This is a genomic window from Bacteroidota bacterium, from assembly GCA_034439655.1.
Classification (GTDB): domain Bacteria; phylum Bacteroidota; class Bacteroidia; order UKL13-3; family UKL13-3; genus CANJUD01.
In genome coordinates, this window is the sequence record JAWXAU010000182.1 from 1 (window position 1) to 22,989 (window position 22,989).

The 22,989-nt window shown below is 36.6% G+C and carries 18 protein-coding genes and 1 tRNA gene; 15 read left to right on the forward strand and 4 right to left on the reverse strand.

Going from position 1 to position 22,989, the window contains the following annotated elements; all coding sequences use genetic code 11:
- Positions 1-124: 124 nt before the first annotated feature.
- Positions 125-4,522 (reverse strand): translocation/assembly module TamB domain-containing protein, encoded by a 4,398-nt coding sequence (locus tag SGJ10_13740; GenBank protein ID MDZ4759184.1) that lies wholly within the window; start codon positions 4,520-4,522, stop codon positions 125-127.
- Positions 4,523-4,554: 32 nt separating this feature from the next.
- On the opposite strand from SGJ10_13740, the gene tsaD reads away from it, so the two are divergent.
- The 5 genes from tsaD (at position 4,555) to SGJ10_13765 (ending at position 8,724) form a co-directional block, all read left to right on the forward strand.
- The gene (gene tsaD / locus SGJ10_13745) at positions 4,555-5,559 is read left to right on the forward strand and encodes a tRNA (adenosine(37)-N6)-threonylcarbamoyltransferase complex transferase subunit TsaD (GenBank protein MDZ4759185.1); all 1,005 of its coding nucleotides are present in this window, start codon (positions 4,555-4,557) and stop codon (positions 5,557-5,559) included.
- 213 nt (positions 5,560-5,772) lie between these two features.
- Positions 5,773-5,982 carry a dodecin family protein gene (locus SGJ10_13750; GenBank protein MDZ4759186.1) on the forward strand — a complete coding sequence of 70 codons (210 nt, stop codon included), beginning with the start codon at positions 5,773-5,775 and terminating at the stop codon, positions 5,980-5,982.
- Between the two features lie 213 nt (positions 5,983-6,195).
- Positions 6,196-6,891, forward strand: a complete 696-nt coding sequence (locus SGJ10_13755; GenBank protein ID MDZ4759187.1) for a DUF6629 family protein — start codon at positions 6,196-6,198, stop codon at positions 6,889-6,891.
- Positions 6,892-6,947: 56 nt separating this feature from the next.
- Positions 6,948-7,829: a L,D-transpeptidase gene (locus tag SGJ10_13760; GenBank protein ID MDZ4759188.1), complete on the forward strand. Its 882-nt coding sequence runs from the start codon at positions 6,948-6,950 to the stop codon at positions 7,827-7,829.
- Between the two features lie 136 nt (positions 7,830-7,965).
- On the forward strand, positions 7,966-8,724 hold the full coding sequence (locus SGJ10_13765) for a PPK2 family polyphosphate kinase (protein MDZ4759189.1): 759 nt from the start codon (positions 7,966-7,968) through the stop codon (positions 8,722-8,724).
- Positions 8,725-8,896: 172 nt separating this feature from the next.
- Here SGJ10_13765 and SGJ10_13770 read toward each other — a convergent pair whose 3' ends face one another.
- Entirely contained in the window at positions 8,897-10,000 is a 1,104-nt protein-coding gene (locus SGJ10_13770) for a DUF1573 domain-containing protein (protein ID MDZ4759190.1), read from the reverse strand.
- A 197-nt stretch (positions 10,001-10,197) separates the two neighbouring features.
- Between SGJ10_13770 and SGJ10_13775 the strand changes: the two genes are divergently transcribed.
- The 5 genes from SGJ10_13775 to SGJ10_13795 all read left to right on the forward strand — a co-directional run bounded on the left by SGJ10_13775 (position 10,198) and on the right by SGJ10_13795 (position 15,678).
- Entirely contained in the window at positions 10,198-10,731 is a 534-nt protein-coding gene (locus tag SGJ10_13775; protein ID MDZ4759191.1) for a thioredoxin family protein, read from the forward strand.
- Positions 10,732-10,758: 27 nt separating this feature from the next.
- Positions 10,759-11,841 carry an LptF/LptG family permease gene (locus SGJ10_13780; GenBank protein MDZ4759192.1) on the forward strand — a complete coding sequence of 361 codons (1,083 nt, stop codon included), beginning with the start codon at positions 10,759-10,761 and terminating at the stop codon, positions 11,839-11,841.
- 177 nt (positions 11,842-12,018) lie between these two features.
- Entirely contained in the window at positions 12,019-13,926 is a 1,908-nt protein-coding gene (gene dnaK / locus SGJ10_13785; protein MDZ4759193.1) for a molecular chaperone DnaK, read from the forward strand.
- Between the two features lie 266 nt (positions 13,927-14,192).
- Positions 14,193-14,900, forward strand: coding sequence for a thioredoxin family protein (locus tag SGJ10_13790; protein ID MDZ4759194.1), 708 nt, complete (start codon positions 14,193-14,195; stop codon positions 14,898-14,900).
- Positions 14,901-15,285: 385 nt separating this feature from the next.
- Positions 15,286-15,678: a helix-turn-helix transcriptional regulator gene (locus SGJ10_13795; GenBank protein ID MDZ4759195.1), complete on the forward strand. Its 393-nt coding sequence runs from the start codon at positions 15,286-15,288 to the stop codon at positions 15,676-15,678.
- Here SGJ10_13795 and SGJ10_13800 read toward each other — a convergent pair.
- Together SGJ10_13800 and SGJ10_13805 are read right to left on the reverse strand one after the other, a co-directional pair.
- Entirely contained in the window at positions 15,667-16,119 is a 453-nt protein-coding gene (locus SGJ10_13800) for a MarR family transcriptional regulator (protein ID MDZ4759196.1), read from the reverse strand. The genes SGJ10_13795 and SGJ10_13800 overlap by 12 nt on opposite strands.
- A 178-nt stretch (positions 16,120-16,297) precedes the next feature.
- A tRNA-Arg gene (locus SGJ10_13805) sits at positions 16,298-16,371 on the reverse strand.
- A gap of 86 nt (positions 16,372-16,457) precedes the next feature.
- On the opposite strand from SGJ10_13805, the gene SGJ10_13810 reads away from it, so the two are divergent.
- The 5 genes from SGJ10_13810 to SGJ10_13830 form a co-directional block, all read left to right on the forward strand.
- Positions 16,458-18,845: a TonB-dependent receptor gene (locus tag SGJ10_13810; protein ID MDZ4759197.1), complete on the forward strand. Its 2,388-nt coding sequence runs from the start codon at positions 16,458-16,460 to the stop codon at positions 18,843-18,845.
- 3 nt (positions 18,846-18,848) lie between these two features.
- Positions 18,849-19,736 carry a hypothetical protein gene (locus SGJ10_13815; protein MDZ4759198.1) on the forward strand — a complete coding sequence of 296 codons (888 nt, stop codon included), beginning with the start codon at positions 18,849-18,851 and terminating at the stop codon, positions 19,734-19,736.
- A 123-nt stretch (positions 19,737-19,859) separates the two neighbouring features.
- The gene (locus SGJ10_13820; protein ID MDZ4759199.1) at positions 19,860-20,291 is read left to right on the forward strand and encodes a DoxX family protein; all 432 of its coding nucleotides are present in this window, start codon (positions 19,860-19,862) and stop codon (positions 20,289-20,291) included.
- A gap of 30 nt (positions 20,292-20,321) precedes the next feature.
- On the forward strand, positions 20,322-20,714 hold the full coding sequence (locus tag SGJ10_13825) for a DUF1573 domain-containing protein (GenBank protein ID MDZ4759200.1): 393 nt from the start codon (positions 20,322-20,324) through the stop codon (positions 20,712-20,714).
- 317 nt (positions 20,715-21,031) lie between these two features.
- On the forward strand, positions 21,032-22,989 hold a 1,958-nt coding region (locus tag SGJ10_13830; GenBank protein MDZ4759201.1), incomplete at its 3' end, for a hypothetical protein.

Below are 22,989 nucleotides of genomic sequence, written 5' to 3' on the forward strand. Positions count from 1 at the left end.
AACTACATCCCGAAAGCCCCGCTTAATCCCGATAATTATCGGGATGCGGGGGAATTAGTCCCTTTCTTTTGGACTATTATATATTGAGTTTCGGTATAACACCTCACACTAAGCAAATAAAGTACTAATGTCCGGAATTCTCGGCTTCTTTTTTCTTTGGAATTATATATTCAAATTCTCGGCGGTAGAACAAACCAACACCATTCGTCATCACATTCTGGCTTAACACGGGGTTACTGGTATTTCGGTTAAATATATTCACCCTAAAGTTTCCATCTTTGGTTATTAAATATTGTGCCGAGGCATACCCCAATTGGGTATTGTCAAAATTATAGTTGGCTTCTACTATAAAATCTCCAAACTTATTGGTAGTTATAGTTTTCATGAAACCAAAAATAGTTGCTCTCGCTTGTGTAGGATTAGCCGATTGATAGTTGATGGTTACTTCCCAACCCGGAAAAACTTGTGAGAGCCAATTACTGGCTTGTGCTGAAAGTAAATCATTGATACTGCCATTCACTCCGCCCGATGTGATAGCTCCAACAGTAACAGTACCCGACGATGAACCCTGCCTTGGTAAAAAACTTTTTACAAATAGCAAACTGAATACCTGTCGGTTCAGTTCTTCAGGGTCGCTTTCTATTTGTTTGAGGGCAGTAATTAAAAAGGTATTATTATCACTATTTTGGTTAGCGATATCAGGGAATTCGAGACCAAATTTTATTTCAGGTTGTAATAATAATCCACGCAAATACATAATAGTATTTACGGTCACAAGTTGGCTGCCACCCCCCGACGAGTTAAGCAATGGGGCAGGGCTTGCTTTTATTTGGTTATAGGCAACCATATTCATCTGTGCTTTAAAAGGATCGCCATCCCATAGCAATGTTCCACCGCTTTTTATCTTAAATAATTTATTATATATATTGAGAGCTGTAAACAAATATTCTCCTTTCTCTATAGTATATAAACCATACATTTTAAATTCACCTCTGCTATCTATCTCCAGTTTTAAATTACCATATCCTTCGCCTTTTATTATATCATTTATTGCTTTGTCAAATATAAGCTGCACCTCGGCATCGCGGGTAACTTCCATATTAAAGTTCATCACAAAACCACTTTCGTCTTTGGTTTTTTTTGCTGTGGTTTTTTTCTTTATTTTAGCAGTATCTTTTGAAGTGAATTGTATAAAATCGCTCACATCCGAACCCTTATCATAATTGATGGGAATATATATATTTGTTCCTTTCTCGCTTCGGGCATTTATATCCATTTGTATATGGTCAACGGGGCCTGTAAATCGGGCACTGCCGCTAGCGAATGCCACGCCGTAGAACAATGCATTGTCCTTCTCGTTAGTGTTTAGGCACATAATATTCCTGCATTTGTTTAAGGCAAAATTGAGCTCATAACGATCGTAGTTTTTATGATATATCTTCCCCTCTAATACAGCAGTACCTTTGGCCAACGGACGATTTTCGAACACTGCGACAGTTCCCAAATCAATATAGTTTTTCTCAAGTTTTACCACATGGTTATATATAATATATCTTGTTTTAAGATAATCAATAGTGAGGGCTGCTTCTTCTATGGCCACTATGCCTGTAATAATTGTTTCTTTAAGTGTTCCATTTACTTTAAGTTTGGCAGTAGCTTTTCCCTTGAGGTTGCTTCCAAGGAATTTTGCATAGGATTCAAAACGGGACAAGTCTACATCTGGCAAATTCAAATCCAAATCAAGTACATTGTTTTTTGATAGGTTCACCGTGCCTTTTATTTCCAAATCTTTCATATAACCAGCCAATACTTTTATATTGGGATATAATAGATTTTTGCCTTGGTCGTACTTGGTTTTAAAATCCATGTCGCCTATGGTATCTGTACCCAAAACAAATTGGAATACATTTAAATTGGCAGTTATGATTGGGTTGTCCATTAACTTATTTATATATATTAATCCCGATGCCTGCCCATGCATTCCGCCTTGAACCGTTTTTACAAACCCATTAATGATATCCAGATTAAAATAATGGCAACGAATATTTAATCCACTCTCGTAGCTATTACTAATTTCTCCATCTAGAGAAACATAAGTTTCGCCTTGTAAAATATTAAATTCAGGTACTATATATTTGCCATGCAGATAATAAAACCTGCTATCATTTCGTATTTTAAATTGCTCTTCGTAAGCCCACACGCCTGAGCTATCAAAATATACCAATATAGTATCGTGGCCAAGCCGAATATTACCTTTTAAATCGAAACCATAATTATTAAGATCCTTATCGCAATCCATTTTAAAGACAATACTTCCATTATTCATGGTAGCCTCCAGGTTTGTAATATCAAAATTAATTGAATCATTCAAATTCATCTTGCGTATACTTCCCTTAATATTTATAAAATCCTCTCTTTGAGGTTTGTTAGTGGTAAAGTTAATACCCTTAAAAGAAACATTGTCCCAAGCAAATTCTGAACAAATAATACTGAGTTTCAAATTTTCATCAGCTTTATTATAATCACCTTCTACATCCCCTATTCCAATTTTCATACGTGAAAATAGTAAATCTGTAATAGGTTTTGTATTTTTGATATTGAGTTTAAAGTTAAAATTATGGTCGAAAGCTATAGGCTGACTGGTAGCATAATCAGGAAAGTAGTGGTTGAAGAAGTTATTCATTGCCACTGGCAAAGTACCCAAATTGTACTGGCCTCCAAGGTCTAAATCAAGTATTTCCGATTTGATGGATAAAGAGCTATTTCTATCATTGCTGCTTGTATGAAATGCGATGCTGTTTGTTTGAAATAGTTTCTTGTTTCTATAGATAGCTAAATTTTTTAGTATAATACCTCCTTCAATGTTTTTAGCAGAATTGCCTGTAATATCCAACGATAAATTTGTTGTAATAGTAGAAGGGACTGTATCGAAATGCAAAGGTTGCAAATTTGCATTTTTAATTATTGATTCAAAGCTAAAATGGGGCAGCTTGCCACCAAAATCTATTATGCCCGCCAGGTTCAACTCTACATTGGGATCGGCAACGGCTATATTCCCATTAAATGATTTATGACCAAACTTTCCATTGGCTGTAATATTACTATAAGTATATGATTTGTACTCAACAGTATTAATTAAAGCATCAATTTTAGTATCAAGGTCGCTAATGGTAAACCCGCTACCATCAATACTTGCACTACAGGTAATAAATCCCACGGTGGGGCTTATATTATAAAATTTCCCTACATCAAATTTGTCCAAACTAAACTCACCTATATACGATGGTTTTATATTGCTGTCCTCAGGGAATTTCATATTCAAATTACAAGTGCCTATACCAAGTTCGGTTTTTATATTACCACTCAAAGTAAAATCAGAGATATATCCCTTAAAGTTCCCAACGAAATCCATACTCCCCATTTTGGCTATTTGAGCAGGAAGGGCAGGAAGGTGCATGATTTTTTCAAGCTCGTCTTTTTGTGTAGCGGCTTGGCTTATATCAAAACTCATGTGGGTTTTTTCCACATCGGGCAATCCTATAAAATATATATTCCCTTTTATTACAGTTTTGGCTCCATAATTAATTTGCGTATTCATAATTCTTAAATTGCTTACAGGCCCTTTAATATTTCCACTAAAAAGATAATTTTCGGTAATGCCTTTCATTATTTCATTGAAGTACGCCAAATCTTGGCCGCCTACCTTCGATGTTAGTATATGTCCATCAATCTTAACAGAATCTACAAAATCTTCCAGATCTTCGTAATCATTATAGGAAAGTTTTAATTTATTACCCACCTTGCTATAAGGTGTGGTAAGAGAAAAATTATCAAACAGCATTCCCTTATCGCTCACTGCCAACGAGCTTTCGACATTGGTAACACGCCAACCACACTTTTCTATAAAATTAAAATCAGATATTTTGCAGTTAATAGAATCATCAATAAGTTTGATCTTGTTAATTTTGGCATTCAGGTATCGAAATTCCATATAGTTCAAATCAAGTTGCCGTGTATCGGGTTTCTTTCGTTTATCGCTCCAGCTTAACAAACTGTTTATTAACTCCACATCCTTGATATTGATTATAAATGGTGGTTTTTTAGGACCATCGGGTACATGTTTCTTCGAGAAATATTTGCGTATAAAATCTAGGTTATTCCCCTTCACACCGGGGTGAACCATAAAATTCAATCGTGCTTCGTCCAACACTATTTTATGTATTACAATATTTCTGGTAATTACTGTATTTAAATCGATATAGGTTGTTAGTTTTTTAATGCGACAAAGGCTATCCTGTTGCTGGTCGTTGAGGGAAACACCATAAAAATCGAACTTATAAAAAGTGAAGGCTACACTGTCAATATGCAAGGTGGTTTTAAGCTCCTCACTATAATACTTCTCTATTTTATGGATGAAATAATTCTGAAATGACTTGCTGTTGAGCAATACAAATAAATTGGTGGCCAGAAAAAAAATGGCCGATACCACAAATACCGATATTTTTGTAAACTTTTTACGCAAACTATGTTGCAAAGTTAATGGTTATAAAATTAATGCCTGATATTAACATTCTTGCTATTGAATCGAGCTGCGACGATACGGGTGCAGCGGTTATTGCTAATGGCAATATTCTTGCCAACGTGGTAGCTACCCAAACCATTCATGAAAAATGGGGTGGGGTAGTGCCCGAGCTGGCTTCGCGTGCACACATGCAACATATTGTGCCTGTTGTACACGAAGCATTAAAAATAGCAGGAATCAAAAAAAACGATTTAAGTGCCATTGCTTTTACCGCAGGTCCTGGACTAATAGGCTCACTGCTAGTGGGTGCAACCTTTGCCAAAAGTTTTGCCTTGGCATTGGGTATTCCACTTATTAGTGTGAACCATTTGAATGCACATGTAATGGCTTTGCTCATAGATGAACCCAAACCTTCGTTCCCGTTTTTATGCTTATTGGTTTCGGGCGGTCATACACAGTTGATGGTAGTGAAAGCACCGCTTCAATTTGAAGTTATTGGCCAAACCACTGACGATGCAGCAGGAGAAGCTTTCGATAAAACAGCAAAAATTTTAGGCCTTGCTTATCCAGGAGGACCGTTGCTCGATAAACTTGCCCAGCAAGGAGATCATACGATTCACAAATTCCCAAAACCACAAATTCCCGAGCTCGATTTTAGTTTCAGCGGTTTTAAAACATCGGTACTATACTATATAGAAAAGCAAAAAAAAATGAACCCTCATTTTGTAACCGAAAACTTAAACGATTTGTGTGCCGCCATACAATACACCCTTGTAGAAACCTTAGCACATAAAGTATTGAAAGCTATCGCACAAACAGGCATTACACAGGTAGCCATAGCTGGCGGCGTAGCAGCCAATAGTGGTTTAAGAAAAAAACTACAAGACTTATCGCAACAAAAAGGATTTAGTTTATATATTCCCGCCTTCCAGTACTGCACCGATAATGCTGCTATGATAGCCATTACAGCACATTACCAATATCTCGATTCCGATTTTGCTGAGCAAAGTTTGGCTCCATATCCAAGGGCATTATAATATCATTTGCGGGATATATATTTACACAACAATGTGTGAATAATGTAACTTATTTCTAAACTTATGTAATACTTTTCGATAGGAAGCTATTCACCTTTGCTATCGTAATAATTCCATTTAAAAACATACAATCCAATTAATTCCTTAGGATTATTAAAGGAATCAAAAACAAAAAAATAATTCATACTCATAATTTTTTAAACCAAACCTAACATGGCACTCTTAAAAGTAATCGAACTATTAGCCGAATCAAAAAAAAGCTGGGAAGATGCAGCTCAAAATGCAGTTACCGAAGCATCAAAATCTATCCATAACATCCGCTCGGTGTATGTCCAAGATTTAAGTGCAGAAGTAGATAAAAAAGGGAAGATTATCCACTGGCGTTTAAATTGCAAAATAAGTTTCGAGAAAGATGAAAAATAACTTTACACTCTAATATTGGCGGGTATTCTCACCTCCAACAATTTTAGTGCAAACAAATCCGAAAATGTTCGGGAATTGTATTATAAAGCCATATAGACTAAGGTGGTGGAGTAGATGCAAATTAAAAATGTTTGCTAAGGTTTGGTTATCTTCGCCATGATTTTACATCTTTTATGCCCTTATTCGTTTTAAAGCAATACCTTTACCACGCTAATGTGTTTTTCAGCTAGTGCAAGTTTTGGAGCAGGTGTTGTTCTTTCTGTAATAGGAGTCGCCTCCATAAAAAAAGTGCGAAGTCCGTCGCAAAATGCTTTTGCAAGTATCCCATTAATTTTTGCTCTTCAACAAATTACAGAGGGCTTTGTATGGCTTTCATTTACTCACGCCTCATTTGCTTTTGTACAAGAGGCTTCAACATATATTTTCTTATTTTTCGCTCAAATAATATGGCCGATATGGGTTCCCTATTCCATATTAATACTCAAAAAGAAAGAGAAACGACAAAAAATAGAAAAACTATTAGTTGGGGTTGGGGGAGTAGTATCGCTCTATCTTGCTTATTGTTTATGGTGTTACCCTGTGGAGGCAAAAGCAATAGGTTATCATATATCATACAGTCAACACTACCCATCGCAATTTAGCCTTTATGGCGGGGTACTCTATATTATTGCCACAATTGTTCCGCCTTTTTTTTCCAATATCAAAAGAATGTGGGCATTGGGTACCGCAATTTTAATTTCTTATATCATAACAGCAATATTTTATGAAGCTTATATTATTTCCGTTTGGTGTTTTTTTGCCTCGGTTATAAGTATTGCCGTATATGCCGTTATGCATCGAATTAAAACCTCGGATGAATTCACGAAAAAAGGGAAATACAAGCATCAAATTATCGCACCTATTATTTGACCACTTTTATACATTGACATAACCGCAATTGCGACATTTCATCACAAAACCATATCGTGCCCCAAAAACTACTTATATATCTTTTTATCCTTTCCTTTTGCAAATGCGGAACAGAACCTGTTTCAGATAAAAAGGCTATTGTCACAAAAGAAAAATCCGATCTGGAAATTCCAGAACTTGAGATAAATTACCACCTCATACCGATAGACTCAAATTCTATTGCGTGGCTTAGTTCCATAAAATCGGACGACAGTTTGAAGCTTATATATTATTTGAACAGAATTGATAAACGATATTTATTGACTCAGGATAGTGTGCTGCTGCCCGATACATTTATAAATGATATACTGCAGTATGCTCCTTTCCCACAAAGTGTGACGGCACTTACAGACATTCATAAAATTATTTTTTTCTCATACCTTGCCCAGTCATTTGCTGTATATGAGCAGGGCAAACTTATCCGCTGGGGGCCTGTGAGCATGGGCAAGTTTGATTCCCGAACCCCTTTGGGTTTATTTAATACCAATTGGCGATCGAAACGGGCCATAAGCACAGTGAACAAAGATTGGATTATGAACTGGTTTTATAACTTGGAAAATATTGGTGGGGCATCTATGCATGAATATGATTTGCCAGGCTTTCCAGCATCGCATGCCTGCGTACGTTTACTGCAAACAGATGCTTTTTGGTTTTATAACTGGGCCGATAGTTGGATACCTATTGATAGCACTAAAATTGCCGCACAAGGCACCCCGGTTATTATATATGGTAGTTACCCCTTCGGCAAACGTAGACCTTGGAGAGCATTGGCTGAAGGCAATAGGTCTACTATTATAACTGAGAAAGGTATTACCCAAGAAGTGCAAAATTTTCTACCGTTAATTCTAAAGCAAAAATTGGAGCGAGATTCTGTTATACTGAAAAAGGCGGTACAATAAATTACCCCAAGCTTATACTTGATTTAAAACTTAATGCCTTCAGATATGTTTATTTACCGAACAACAAAATATTGAATCCTTTCTTTTGGGTATATTATATTTTGGATAATATCATTTTTCATTTATAATTTGTAACATGCAAGGCAAAAAAATTAAACTAAGCACTATCGATACACGTGCCCCAGAAAAGTTTCATAAAGAGGAAATAAAAAAGGAACTTCAGAAACTCAAATTCAAACTCGAAGAGTTGCAAAACCTATTGTATGCTGAAAACAAGCACGCATTGCTTATTATATTACAAGGCATGGACGCATCGGGAAAGGATGGTGCGGTGAAAAACGTATTTGCCTCAGTAAATCCAATGGGCTGCCGTGTTACTTCTTTTAAGCAACCTACTGCTCTCGAAATGAAACATGATTTTTTATGGCGAATACACCAGCAGGTTCCCGAGAAAGGAATGATTGCCATTTTCAATCGCTCTCATTATGAAGATGTTTTGGTGCAGCTTGTCCATAATGATGTGGAAGATAAAGTTGTAAAAAAGCGATATGAACACATCAATAATTTTGAAAAATTACTGATAGAAAATTCCACTACCGTGCTTAAATTTTATATGCACATATCAAAAGAAGAACAACTGCTAAGGCTGGAGGAAAGAATAAACGACAAAACTAAAATGTGGAAGTATGATGAGCATGATATTAAAGAACGCATGCACTGGAAAGAATATATGAAAGCTTATGAAAATGCTTTTGAACATTGTTCGATTCACGCTCCTTGGCACATATTGCCGTCTGACCAAAATTGGTATAAGGAATATTTGTTAGCAAAAAAGATAGTTGAAACTTTAGAAGGATTTAAAATGAAATATCCTGGATTGGAACGGCAAGAATAGAATTCTCTTTGTTAAAGAATAATTGATAGGACTCCAATAAAATTTAAAATTAGGTACTTGAATACTATCGAAGCTCTTTTTTTTTGCAAATATGTGTTTTGCAAATGGGGAGACCTTGATATTTAATGAAGTGCTTGCGTTTTATTGCTTACTAATGGAGTTTCGCTATAACCTACTCCTCGGTTACTTTAACCACATTCGCCTTGATAGTTAAATTAATCATAGGCTGCCTAGGGTCGTTGAGCATTACTTGCACATTTTTGCTTTGTAAACCAGTTTTGTTGGTGGGGTTATATATAACAGCCACATTGCCTGTTTCACCCGGTTTAATTACGGTCTTTTCCAGTTTAGGAACTGTGCAACCACAGTCGGCCTTTGCTTTGTGTATGATGAGGTCTGTTTTGCCCATATTTTTTATTACAAAATTGGTCGACACATGCTCATTGTCCTTAATGGTGCCAAAGTCGTGGGTGGTGCTCGCAATAAAAGCATTAGGTGCTTTGGCCATAAATTTTTTGCTCGTATCGGGGAAAAATTCTTCCACATTGGCCGATACAAAAATCCCAACTTGTTTTAGGTCAGGATCAGTAGTATTCATCTTAGCCTCAGCGAAAATAAATCCATAATCGTTGATTGTTTTTCCATCGAGCGTAGCAAGTAATTCAATGGTTTCGCCAGGTAATATCTCCATTTTTGATGGGGTGAATTTTATATAAGATGGGCTTTCAAACCCAAGTAGTTTGATAGGTTCCGTACCTTCATTATATATTTTAGTGGCCGTTGTTTTTGCTTTGTTGGTCTTCACTTTGTCCATCGCAAAGTGGTTCGTGGTCATCCTCAAATGTCCAAATTTATTGGGATACCAGTCTGTGGGGCCTTGTGGTCGAGGAATTACACTGCCCGAAATATCCAATAAATGGTAGTAGGGGACAGTATTCGCTTTTACAGTGATTGATTTGTTAAATTCCCCTTTTTTCATAGTGGGGTCGAATGTAGCCTTTACAAAACCCTTTTCGTTAGGTTTAATAACTCCTTTACTATATTCAGCAATGGTGCAACCGCACGAAGTCTTAACTTCATCTATTTTAACTGGGACTTTACCCACATTCAAAAAATAAAAAATCCCGTCTACCTTGCCGTCCACTTCATTGATGTTGCCAAAAAGATACTCCGATTTTTCCCAAAGAATTCTGCCTAGTGTATCAGCGGGCACTTGGGCTTGTGCTATCTTTACCCAAGCTGAAAATGCAAAAACTATTATAATGTATTTTTTCATATCTATTTTATACAGACGCAATAATCGAACTAAAAGTTGTACAATAGTAAGTGGCTGCAATATATTTACTATACTGGTCTGAAAGCCAGTTTGTTTTTTTATGTTGGATTCTTTGGTTATTCAAAAGTAAAATTATTAAATATAGGTTTTGCTTTAGGGTATTATCTTCGCAGCCTAATTTTTTTTATACATTCAATATGCAAATAGGCGACAAACTTCCTGACTTTAATTTGCTGTGTGCTGATGGGAATTGGTATACCCAATTTTCATTTGCCGATAAATATGCACTGGCTATTGTTTTTACCTGCAACTCCTGCAATATTTCAAAAGCTTATGGACAAAGACTTATTGATATTTTTCATCAATTTGAAGAAGACAATTTGGGCATTTTAGGTATCAATAGCAACGATGCTGAAAAAAGTCCGGAAGATGGTTATGACGAGATGGTAACTATTAGTAGCAAACTTCATTTACCTGAACTTCATTTCCGTTACCTGCACGACCCGACGCAGGATGTGGCCAAAAGATTTGGAGCCAAAGTGAACCCAGAGGTATTCTTGTTCAACTCAAAAAGAGAGTTGGTATATAAAGGAGCAATTGATGATTGTTGGGACAATGAAGCAATGGTTACACAAATCTGGCTTGAAGATGCGATAGATTATGCATTGGACGGTGTTGAAGTCGATTACCCTGAGATAGATCCTATTGGCTGTCCTATCATTTGGAAATAACATAAATTATAAAAGCCCGCCCAATCGGTGTTTAAAACACTCGATTTATATATCATCAAAAAATACTTCGGCACATTAACACTTATGTTGTTATTGCTGTCGGGCATCATCACGGTGTTTGATGTGTCGCAAAAGATTGACGATTTTATTAAAAATGATGCTTCAGTATACGCAATTTTATTTGAGTATTATGCTAATTTTTTACCTTTCATGCTCAATTTATTATTGCCATTATTTGTTTTTATAGCAGTAATATTTTTCACAGGCCGCATGGCTGGGCAAACAGAAATTGTGGCCATCATGGGCAGCGGGGTATCGGTCAATCGCCTTTTAAGACCTTATATGATTTGTGCCCTTGTCATCACACTTTTATCGGCATATCTATACAATGAAATAATACCCGGTAACCAAATAAAACGGTGGAAATTTGAATACGAATATATCATACCCAATCGTGCCAATGTGAGCCGTAATCTGCACAGGCAGGTTCAACCAGGGGTATTCATCACCATGCAAAGCTTTCTCTATACCGATTCTACCGGCTACATGTTCAGTGCCGACAAATTTGAAGGGAAATCTTTGAAAACAAGGTTAACAGCTAATAGGATTAGCTGGAACAAAAATACGAAGAAGTGGAAACTGGAAGGTTATACAATCAGAACCTTGGGCAAGGAGGGCGATAAGCTGGAAACAGGAATTTTTTTAGATAGCACTTTCAATTTTAACCCACGCGATTTTATACAAGATGAACATTGGGTGGAACAACTGAACTATGCAAGGCTGAATGATTTTATTGCTAAAGAAAAATCGCGAGGGGCCGAAGATATAGAATGGTATGAGTTGGAAAAATACCAACGCTTTTCCATTCCCTTTTCCACATTTATACTTACTATTATAGGATTTGTGGTTTCATACAAAAAAAGTAGGGGAGGGATGGGTCTCAAAATACTCATAGGCATTACCCTCAGTTTTTCTTATATCATATTAATGCGTTTCGCAGGGGAGTTTGCTAAAAAGAATGTTATTCCAGTGCTTTTGGCTGTGTGGATTCCGAACATTATATATTCTATTATAGCATTCATCATGTATGTGCGTGCTATTGCAAAGTAGTTTTCATTTTCAGATCATTTCTACCCTCAGCGATATCCGCAAAAGTTTCATTATGTCTTGAAAACTGTCACCATTTTTTATATAAGAGTGGTTTTATCTGCCAAAATTTCCTGTTTTGCTGATGGCAAAATAGTTGTAAAACGTCCTGCAAATAAAAATATATAACAAACAAAAAACATGGGAAAAATAATAGGAATAGACCTCGGCACCACCAATTCTTGCGTATCAGTAATGGAAGGCAATGAACCAGTGGTTATTGCAAACAGCGAAGGTAAACGCACCACGCCATCAATTGTGGCATTTTTAAAAGACGGAGAACGTAAAATTGGTGATCCTGCCAAACGTCAATCAATTACAAATCCAAGAAACACCATATACTCTATTAAAAGGTTTATGGGTAATACGTTCGATCAGGTTACCAAAGAAGTAGGTCGTGTGCCTTATGAAGTTGTGAATGGCGATAACAATACACCTCGAGTTAAAATAGATGAACGTCTTTATTCACCTCAAGAAATAAGTGCTATGATTCTTCAAAAAATGAAGAAAACTGCTGAAGATTTTTTAGGTACTGAAGTTAAAGAAGCAGTTATTACCGTACCCGCTTATTTTAACGATGCCCAACGCCAAGCAACCAAAGAAGCTGGTGAGATAGCAGGTCTTATAGTAAAACGTATCATTAACGAACCAACTGCCGCAGCTCTGGCCTATGGACTCGACAAGCGTAACAAAGACATGAAAATTGCAGTATTCGATTGTGGTGGAGGAACCCACGACGTGTCAGTACTTGAACTTGGTGATGGTGTGTTCGAAGTTAAATCAACCGATGGAGATACTCACTTAGGTGGCGATGATTTCGATCATAAAATAATTGATTGGTTGGTTCAGGAATTTAAAGATGAAAACAGTGGACTCGATTTGAGCAAAGACCCGATGGCTTTGCAACGCTTGAAAGAAGCTGCCGAAAAAGCAAAAATTGAACTATCAAGTAGCCCGTCTACTGAAATAAACCTTCCTTATATAATGCCAGTTGATGGTATCCCCAAGCATTTGGTTCGCACGCTTAGCCGTGCAAAATTTGAACAATTAGTAGATGATTTGGTGCAACGCACAATCGAGCCTTGTAAATCCGCATTAAAAAATGCAGGCTATACCACTAGCGATATTGATGAAGTTATTTTGGTTGGAGGTTCAACGCGTATTCCTGCGGTGCAAGCAGCAGTCGAAAAATTCTTTGGCAAAGCCCCCAGTAAAGGTGTAAACCCCGATGAAGTGGTTGCAATTGGTGCAGCTATTCAAGGAGGTGTGCTTACAGGCGAAGTAAAAGATGTATTATTGTTAGATGTAACTCCATTATCACTTGGTATCGAAACAATGGGAGGGGTGTTCACCCGTTTAATTGAGTCGAATACTACCATTCCATCCAAAAAATCTGAAACATTTAGTACCGCAAGCGATAGCCAGCCTTCAGTAGAAATACATGTGCTACAGGGCGAACGCCCAATGTCGCGTGACAATAGAACGATTGGCCGTTTCCATTTGGACGGAATACCTCCCGCACCCCGCGGAGTGCCTCAAGTAGAAGTTACTTTTGATATAGATGCAAATGGAATACTCAGCGTCTCAGCAAAAGACAAAGGAACAGGCAAGGAACAAAAAATTAGAATTGAAGCATCTAGTGGATTAAGCGATGCCGAAATCAAACGTATGAAAGATGAAGCTGCTGCCAATGCCGATGCTGATAATAAAGCCAAAGAAGAAATTGAGAAGCTTAATGCTGCCGATGCATTGGTATTCTCAACCGAAAAACAAATAAAGGAATATGGCGACAAAATTCCTGAAGACAAAAAGAAAGCAATTCAAGATGCTTGCGATAAGCTTAAAACAGCCCATGCCGAGAAGGACTTTGCTGCAATCGAAATTGCATCAACCGAATTAAATGAAGCATGGAACGCAGCCTCGCAGGATTTATATGCCGCAACCCAAAATCAACAAACACCACCTACCGAAGAAGCCAATACCAATAGTAATAGCAATTCGGATAAAAATGCAGAGGTGACTGATGTGGATTTTGAAGAAGTTAAATAAATAGCGAAAATACTTTCCAAAAAGTAGCCGTAACTTAACAAGTTGCGGCTTTTTTTATTGAATGGCTTTGACTTTCATCAATATTACATTGTAAGAAAAGTTAGCTCTCAAGCATCTCTTTCCTAGGTTGTCCAATTATTAATATAGTTTTCAAATACTTATGTACATTAATGGCGTTTGCTTAATTTGTAAGGTATGTTTAAATATTGTATGAGCAGTATGTTTTACTTTCCGAATTTTGACCTACAGATTAAAACATACAAAAAATGAAATCACTATTACAAATCATTCTCATCTCTCTACTATTTACATTACCTGCTTCTTCTAACGCTGCAGAAAAGCCTGCAAACCAAGACAAACTAGGCTTTATGAAAGCACTTCCTTTTGACAAAATTCAAGAGTACGCCAAAATTGACAGAAAACCTATTCTGCTCTATTTCCATTCCAAAACCTGTATTACCAGCAGACAATTCACCAGGGAAGTTATTTCTACATCTACCGTAAAAGGTACCATAAGAAAACACTTTGTGAGTATGAATGCCGATGTATCTAGTAAGGAGGGGAAAAACACCGCTCAGAAATTTAATGTTTACACGCTGCCTGCCGTGGTACTGATTAGTGCCGACGGTGAATTAGAATATGTGTGCGAACTTAAAATGGATACTGGTGTTTTCAATGGATTGATTAGCAGCTTTTTTTCTGCTTGCAATATCTATAATTCCATTAACGATTTAAAACAAACAAATGGAATCACTTTTAATGAAGCTGCCAATAGGATAGGGGCTTCGTATGCTAAGAGGGATTTTAAGAACAATACTTTTGCCTCAGCAGATTTGATGGCACATCAACGCACCTTAGATTTACCTGAACTTTCAGAAGCTAACGAAGGTTATATGAAAGAATGGGAAAACCAAAAAATTGCACTTGAAGGTGATAAAAACAAAAACTCAAAGGTTGCAAAATCAAATAATTAAAATTTTAACAAACTAATTCATCCCTCTCACACTCCCACAAAAAGGGACTTACTTTTAACTAAGTGGGTCCTTTTCTTTTTTGGAGCGGCAAAGCCCTTTATTTCTGGGTGTTTATAGCGTATCTCCCTAGAGCAGTATACACTTAAATGATTTAAGGATAGGATATCGTGGATTAATTGGGACAACACAATCCAGCTAGGTATAAATTAGATATCAACAGGAAATCCTTCAAATTCTCATAAAAAAATACGTTTAAAATAATACAAATCAATATTTTAATGGCCAAATAGAAAGCATTGCTTCATGACTTTTCTGCGGCTGTGCATTAACAAATGTTAAGTAACAAGCAGTCGTAATTTACATTTGTAAACCGCCTCATTAACAAATGTTATATGGTAATTATGTGTTTATTAATCAATTAGATATGAGTGAAAATGAATTTGCTGCAAGGATTAACTCCTTAATTGAGAAATTGAATCACAACAAGAAGTCATTTGGTGAATCAATAGATGTTTCTCAACCTGTAATTACACACCTGTGCAATGGAAGAAATAATCCGTCATTAGACATCTTGCAAAAAATAATACTAAATTACCCAATGGTAAATCCTGAATGGTTAATTACCGGGAACGGTGAAATAATGAAAAACAACAATGAAATTAATCCTTACGAACAAATAAAAGAAACGCTCGAAAATATTGATAGCCTAATTGTTGAAAGCAACCAATCCATGCACAAGGCAATTAAATTAATTAGACAATTAAAATCAATCCCTTAGCTTATCAAGCATATTGTTAAGCAATTTAGCTTCAGCATTTGTTATTTTTTCTGAAACATTAATTTGTAGTTCAACCAAAGGATCCAAAGAAAGTAAAAAATCTAATCCTTTTTGGGTGATGAGCAATTGCTGCATCCTCCTATTTTCGGGGTTCTCTGTTCTTGTAACGTATTTTTTAGCTGCAAGCTTATCTACCAACCTGGTAATATTAGAAGCTTTATCAATCATTCTATCAAGAACTATTCCTACAGAAGCTGAATTTGGATATTGACCCCTAAGTATGCGAAGCACATTGTACTGTTGCGATGTAATGCCATGTCCCTTGAAAAACCTTTGGTGAATACGTTCAACCCAACTAGAAGTATAAAGTAGATTAACCATAAGTTTATGGTGTTCGCTATTGAATTTTTTTTGTTTGATGGCTTCTTCTATGGTGATCATAATCCAATATTAAGTGGTCAAAAGTAGATTAAAAACATGAGTATAAAAAAATCAAATAAAAAATAGATTGGGTTAAATATTTAATCGCATAAAACGAATAAGTGTGGAAAAAAATGCAAATCGGATGCAAATTAAAAGGGTTCAAATCTTTTAATGATTCAAACCCTTTCTGCTCTAGTGGTCTTGAAGGGAGTCGAACCCCTAACCTTCTGATTCGTAGTCAGATGCTCTATCCAGTTGAGCTACAAAACCGTTTATCAAGGTGCAAAAATAACAGAAAATAACGGAAATGTGCAATAAGATGAACAAATTCTTTTAGATTTGCTGTAGTGTATCGAATGAAGTTAAAAGCGTTGCTATGGTTAGGTCTTGTCTTAGTGGTATTTATACCTAGTAAAGCTTTTTGTCAAAAATTTATATTAAGTGGTACTATCACAGATATAATTACTGGTAAACCTATACCCGGCGTGCTGCTAACATCTGATGAGATTAGGTGTTTCTCTAATCAATATGGTGGATATATGTTTTTTATTGGCTATGGAGAACATAATGTCAATATCCAATCAGCAGGGTACAGAGATTATAACATTCGCATAAAAACATATAATGACGAGGTTTTTAATATCGCATTATTGAGAACACCCGATTTGGCAGCACTGCGTAAGACAAGCCAGATATTACAAAATGATTCTATGGGTACCAATTCAGGAAAATATATTATAGACAATAAAAAACTGAATCGTTTACCGGTATTATTTGGCGAATCGGATTTGCTCAAGAACTTGCAATTTGCCCCGGGAGTATATAAGAACAGAAGCGGCGTGGTTTATACTTCAATTAGAGGATGCAATACCAACCAAACCAATTTTTTTGTGGATGGTGTTCCAATATATAATATTCAACATGCCTCGGGTTATATGTCTGTATTTGCAGAGGGTGATTTTAGCCACACTGAATTAGTAAAAAGCGGTTTAGGTGCCAATTTAGGCGGAAGATCGGGAGGGGCGGTTTTGTTTACACCTAATGAAGGCGATACAAAGAAAATATCTGGCGGTTACCAGCTTAGCCTGCCTGTATTTTCGCTTAATTTGAATGGCCCAATAGGTAAACGGCTTACTTATAGTGTTAGTTATCGTAGAACATATATTGATTGGTTGTTTAAGCCTTTTAGTAATGATAGCAGCAAAATCGCTTATCATTTTTATGACCTTAATGTGAGATTGAAATTTATTCTTAATAAGAAGAACAATCTCTACTTTCAAATAATAAACAATATAGATGCATTATTTATATATAGGAAAGAAACCGAAGCCAAAGGGAATGGCAAAACTAACGAAGTAAAAATAAATGAAAACATTAAATATGGTGGCTATACAAGTTGGCTCAAATGGGAAAGGACAAAAGCTAAAGGATACAGCACGCTTTGCTTTGCCGTTAATAATATAAATTCGCTTTTTGCGATCAAGGTAGATGAAAATTTAATTGCTGGGGCATTTGTTACCCCTATTTCCAAAAGTAATTGGGACAATTCGCGGGGGTTCAATTCTATTGGTGTAATGTATGATGAATATATTGTGAGACCAAAAGGTAATGTACTTTTTGGTGGGAACTTTTGGTTGGAAAATTATGAAACAGGTAGCCAGAAAAAATTTCAGACTTCGGGTGCCACCATATTATATGATACTACTTATAGGTTTGAACCCAAGGTAAGACAATATACAGGAGCCTTATATGGTAGCCTCAATAAACATTGGGACAATGGGCACAAGTCTGTTACTATTGGTGCTAGGCTTAGCATGGCTTTAGTTGGAGGCAAATTTTTTATAGTGCCCGAGCCCCGTATTTCTTATTATCAGTTACTCAGTAAGAATTGGCATTTTAAAATGTCGTATGACAGGACGGGGCAAATGAAAAATTATTTACAACCTACATATATTGGTATCGTTCGCACCGACCAATGGCTGCCAGTTTCATCGGTTAATGGGCCACAAGTTAATGACCAACTCAGCGTTCAATTGATAAAGACTATTAGTAGAAAATGGTCTTTTGAAGGTAATGCATATTATATTTATATGGAACGGGTAAGCCTGCCTAATCCTGGTGCAAAACAAACCAACTATTTTTCAAATTCAGTTGATTTTAATTGGCACAATCAATTGGTACAAGGCTCAGGCAAAAGCTATGGAACAGAATTAATATTGCATAAAAATGCTGGATTAAGTAAAGGATGGATAAGTTGGTGCCAAACCTGGAGTTACCGAAAGATTGAAAACTATAACGGTGGCAACTTCTTCCGATACAACCTCGACAGGAAAAGCGACCTCACCTTGGCGATGACCCATCAATGGCAAAGAAGGATTATATGGGGTACAACTCTAGTACTCTCTGGTGGATTCCCCATATCTATCCCAATTTCTAAATTCTCATTACCCCAAGGAACACAGAATTATCCAAACTGGCAAGGCCAACAAGTATTGTTATATGGTGGAAAAAACAATTCTACCTTTGGTTTATTTAAACGAATAGATTTTAATATGAACCTGATTGGCAAGCATCCCGATGGCAGAAAGCACCAGGTGTTCACAATTACACTATATAATTTGCTTTCTAGCTTTAATCCCGAAGTATTGAATTACACCTACGACAAGCAAACCAAACAATATAAATTAATAGCGAATTGGTCTTTTCCTTTAATTCCCGCTATAGGCTATCAATACCGATTTTAGAAAATGAAAACTGATATAAAAATACCCATATTATTTTCCATCATCATTTGTTTGATGCATAGTTGCCAGCGAGAGATCAATCTTACTTCCCAATTTGAAGAGCAGAAACAGGTTGTGAATTGTCTTTTTGAAAATGGCAAAAACTTTTATGTATATACCTCGCTTACTGGCACACCGACTGATACAAATTTATTGGGCACCAATGCTAATTCGGTGGTAATACTTTATGAAAATAACTTGCAAAAAGAAATACTCCCTTATTCATCCAACAGTGCCGTATACCAAAGTAATACGGTAGCCAAGATCGGTAATACCTACAAGCTAGAGGTTCGCGACACACGATATCAGCCTAGCGATAAACACTATATGGTAACAGCCTCCACAACGCTACCTGACAGTATTGGTTTAATAAATCCGTACTTCAAAGATTCGGTGATGCAAGATGCATTTGGCAATTGGATGGGTAAAATACACTTTGAAGTAGCAGACAAAAATGGTATGGTAAACCCCGAATTGGTAATTGAGTATTATGATCCACAGAAGTCAGATTATTCACCCATAAGCAATTTTATACCTGACAATAATTGGAAAAAACATGCAAGTGCAAGTATTTCATCAGGAACCTATACCATTAACAACAGCGACTGGAATGGGGCGACTGTTGCTTTCGATTTGTTTGTAAGCAGTATCGACTATAATGCATCGGGGCTAACGCAGTTCAGGTTAAGCTTATCGAACCTAAGCACTGACTGGCGAAACTATCAAACTTCATTGGCAGCTTATTTAAAAGCAAGCGGTTCCGATGACCAACTGAAAGTGCATTCTAATATCCTAGGTGAGGGTTATGGTATATTTGCAGGCAAGTCGATAAGTAGGGTGGTGGTTAAATAATTAATATAATTTCACTAAAATTCTTTATTTAATCTTCTCCTAATTTGCAATTGAATAAACTCGCCTACATTTGTGCTATAATACTGATATTAAGTAATACTAATTAATAACTAAGATTTTACCATGTTTAAAAAATTTCTAAATACTGAATTAAACCCATTTCGCATAAGCATGGGGCTTCTTATTTTAAGGCTGAGCGTAGCTATTCTGATGATACCCCATGGCTATAATAAAATGGCCCACTTTGCCGAGAAGCAGGCCAAGTTCATGAGTTTTATGGGGCTAAGTAGTGAGATTTCCCTTGCGTTAACAATAGGTGCAGAGCTATTTTGTTCCCTACTTTTAGCTGCGGGTATTCTCACACGTTTTACTTTAATACCACTTATAGTTGCCATGATGGTGGCTGTTTTTGTGTCGCACCAGGGCGAAATATTTGGTGATGGACAAGAAGCTTTTTTATATATGATAACCTACGTGGTGCTATTTATTGCAGGGCCAGGCAAGTTTAGTATGGATACCTTGTTGTTTAAACAAAACAAGAGCCTCTATAAATAATTAACTGTATTATTATTAAACTCAGGTATATTGAAAGTTATAATAATACTTTTTGCTTTCTTTTATCCAAGTGCTTCGACAGCCCAAGCGAAAGATAGCCTATATGCCGAAATAACTTTTGACCGAACGCAGATTGATACAGGTAAGATAAATCAATTAGCTCCTTGCGTTTTTCAATATAGGTTTAAAAATACAGGTAATATTCCGTTAAGCATAAACTATGTTCACAGTTCATGCAACTGCATCGAACCTACATGGTCAAAAGAAAAAATAGTACCCGGCGGTTATGGCTTCGTTTCTTGTATTTATGACACAAAATCAAAAAGTGGCAATTTTAGCAAAACGGTATTGGTATACAGTAACCACCGCAAAGGAAGGCAGGTGGCCGTGCAATTAGTAATGAAGGGTTATGTAGCGAAGTAGTAATCTTTAAATTACGAAAGCAAACTAAATTTTACAAACTTTTAGCAGCTACATGAGCATGTCAAAATGCATGTAGTTGATTGGCTGGTTTACCATCCCTATTTCTATAATAGTTCTCCGCCTGTGGCGGATTAGTTTTTAGAATGGTAATGCCGAGCTACAATATGCTTAGCCCCCCTTTTTTTGGACTATTATATATGGAGTTTCGGTATTACCTAAAAATACATGTGAATCATGTAACTATTCCCTGCAATTATATAACGCTATAAGTAAATATAAAAATCAACTTTGTGTACTTATTAATTGAAGAAACCAATATGAATATATACATGGCATTATTAAAGAAAATAGGCAGCCTGTTTTTATTTTTATTGATGGCTTCATTTAGTTACGGAACGCTATATACAGCAACTTCTTCGGGCAAGTATAGCAGCAATGGCACATGGTCGAGCGGGGTAGCTCCGCCCTATACAGTTTTGCTCGACCAGATAGTTATACAATCAGGTATTACCGTAAACTTGGACAGCGACCTTGTTATTAGTGGTAGCCCATCGGAACTGAGTATTTCTGGCACACTCAATACCACCAACAATTCATCGCTTTTACTTGATATTGGCACGGTAAAAGGTGCAGGAATTATTGAACTTAATTTGGTTAATATAGATACAAATTTCGTGTTTCTATTTACTGGTTCGCTAAAAGTAAATGCTTTGTATTCTTCGGCAGGTTTTCAAACTTCAGCTAAGTTTATGGTGAAAGTGGTATTGTATTTAATCTTTGATACTATATCGTTAACATCGGGTGGCGATTTGGATGTAGGGAACAATGCTACTATTATAGTGTCGGGTGGTTCTCTTTCAATAAGTTCCGGCGGCTCGGTTAATCTCTCTGGCAAATACAATGTTGCCTATACCAATAGAAGTTTGGTTACAGGTGCCGAGCTAATTGGCACGGGACTTAACAATATTACTATGGATGTAACTTCTACCAATTCGCTAACACTTTCTTCTGATCTGCGAGTGACAGGAACACTATCGCTAATTAGTGGCATCTTAATGCTTGCAGGTAAAGATTTGATTATTAATGGCGGGGTAGCCGACACTGGTAGCGGAAAAATTTCTTCAACTGCATTTTCCAATATTATAATAAACACAAGTGGCGGGGATTGTGGAGCGATTCGTTTCAATGGCAATTCGGCCGCAGTAAATAAACTTGTTGTTAATATAGATTCTGGTTATGAGGCAAACATTGAAGGAGGGATTACCATCACTGATGAACTACAATTGAATAGTGGCATATTGAATTTCAATCATGCTGACCTTGTATTGAATGGAGGTATAACAGGTGTTGGGTATTTGAGCGGTGATAACAGTTCAAACCTTACCATTGCAACCAACGCTATTGCACTCACAAAACTTAAATTTGCAAGCGGTGGAAATTCGATAAACGATTTTACTATGTCGGTGGGCATGGGCAATTCAGTATTATTATCGGTTTCCGATTTAATAGTGAATGGGACTCTCTCGCTCAAAAACGGAGCCTTCGATTTAAATGGACACGATTTAACCATCAATGGCAACATTACCGAATCGGGCGTTGGGACAATTTCATCTTCTTCTTTTTCCAATGTCATAGTTTCTTGCCCTACATCGCCCACGGGCAGTATAGATTTCACTTCTACTGCTGACACGGTAGGTAATTTTACGGTGGATATTGGTAATGGTGGAATAACTACACTTAATTCTAACTTATATATACACACATCGCTCAACTTCAAAAAAGGTAAACTGGACATGGGGTCTAATGCATTAATTATAGATAAAAGTGCTATCATAAAAGGCAGTGGAGTTTCATCCTATATCATTACTTCCATAAAAGGTTATATTGAAATGAACTTAGTAGCAAATGGTAATTATACAAGTTTCCCATTGGGCACTATAACTGCCTTCGCCCCTGTGTCTATCCGATTAAATTCAGGAGCAACAAACGGGCAAGTGCAGGCAGGTATTTTTAGCCATGTAATGAAACTTGGAACTACTGGCGATAACCTTTCCACCAGCAAACCTTTGGTAGATGCCACCTGGCACGTGAAGTCAAGCATCGCTAATATCAATATAGATTTGAAAGTAAACTGGCCGGCAGTGCTTGAAGTAAATGAGTTTAACCGCAGTGAGTCCTATATAGTGTCTGTGCGAAAACTCCTCTTTTTTTATTTTCAATTTTTGGAATCAGTACTGTATGCTCCCAATGTTATGAAAAATCCTATATGCTCCTG

Excerpts from the sequence above, each read along its gene's own strand:
- tsaD (MDZ4759185.1), top strand. The coding sequence starts at position 4,555 with ATGCCTGATATTAACATTCTTGCTATTGAATCGAGCTGCGACGATACG.
- SGJ10_13775 (MDZ4759191.1), top strand. The coding sequence starts at position 10,198 with ATGCAAATAGGCGACAAACTTCCTGACTTTAATTTGCTGTGTGCTGAT.
- dnaK (MDZ4759193.1), top strand. The coding sequence starts at position 12,019 with ATGGGAAAAATAATAGGAATAGACCTCGGCACCACCAATTCTTGCGTA.
- SGJ10_13810 (MDZ4759197.1), top strand. The coding sequence starts at position 16,458 with ATGAAGTTAAAAGCGTTGCTATGGTTAGGTCTTGTCTTAGTGGTATTT.
- SGJ10_13800 (MDZ4759196.1), bottom strand. The coding sequence starts at position 16,119 with ATGATCACCATAGAAGAAGCCATCAAACAAAAAAAATTCAATAGCGAA.
- SGJ10_13820 (MDZ4759199.1), top strand. The coding sequence starts at position 19,860 with ATGTTTAAAAAATTTCTAAATACTGAATTAAACCCATTTCGCATAAGC.
- SGJ10_13795 (MDZ4759195.1), top strand. The coding sequence starts at position 15,286 with ATGTTATATGGTAATTATGTGTTTATTAATCAATTAGATATGAGTGAA.
- SGJ10_13755 (MDZ4759187.1), top strand. The coding sequence starts at position 6,196 with ATGTGTTTTTCAGCTAGTGCAAGTTTTGGAGCAGGTGTTGTTCTTTCT.
- SGJ10_13815 (MDZ4759198.1), top strand. The coding sequence starts at position 18,849 with ATGAAAACTGATATAAAAATACCCATATTATTTTCCATCATCATTTGT.
- SGJ10_13790 (MDZ4759194.1), top strand. The coding sequence starts at position 14,193 with ATGAAATCACTATTACAAATCATTCTCATCTCTCTACTATTTACATTA.
- SGJ10_13750 (MDZ4759186.1), top strand. The coding sequence starts at position 5,773 with ATGGCACTCTTAAAAGTAATCGAACTATTAGCCGAATCAAAAAAAAGC.
- SGJ10_13765 (MDZ4759189.1), top strand. The coding sequence starts at position 7,966 with ATGCAAGGCAAAAAAATTAAACTAAGCACTATCGATACACGTGCCCCA.
- SGJ10_13770 (MDZ4759190.1), bottom strand. The coding sequence starts at position 10,000 with ATGAAAAAATACATTATAATAGTTTTTGCATTTTCAGCTTGGGTAAAG.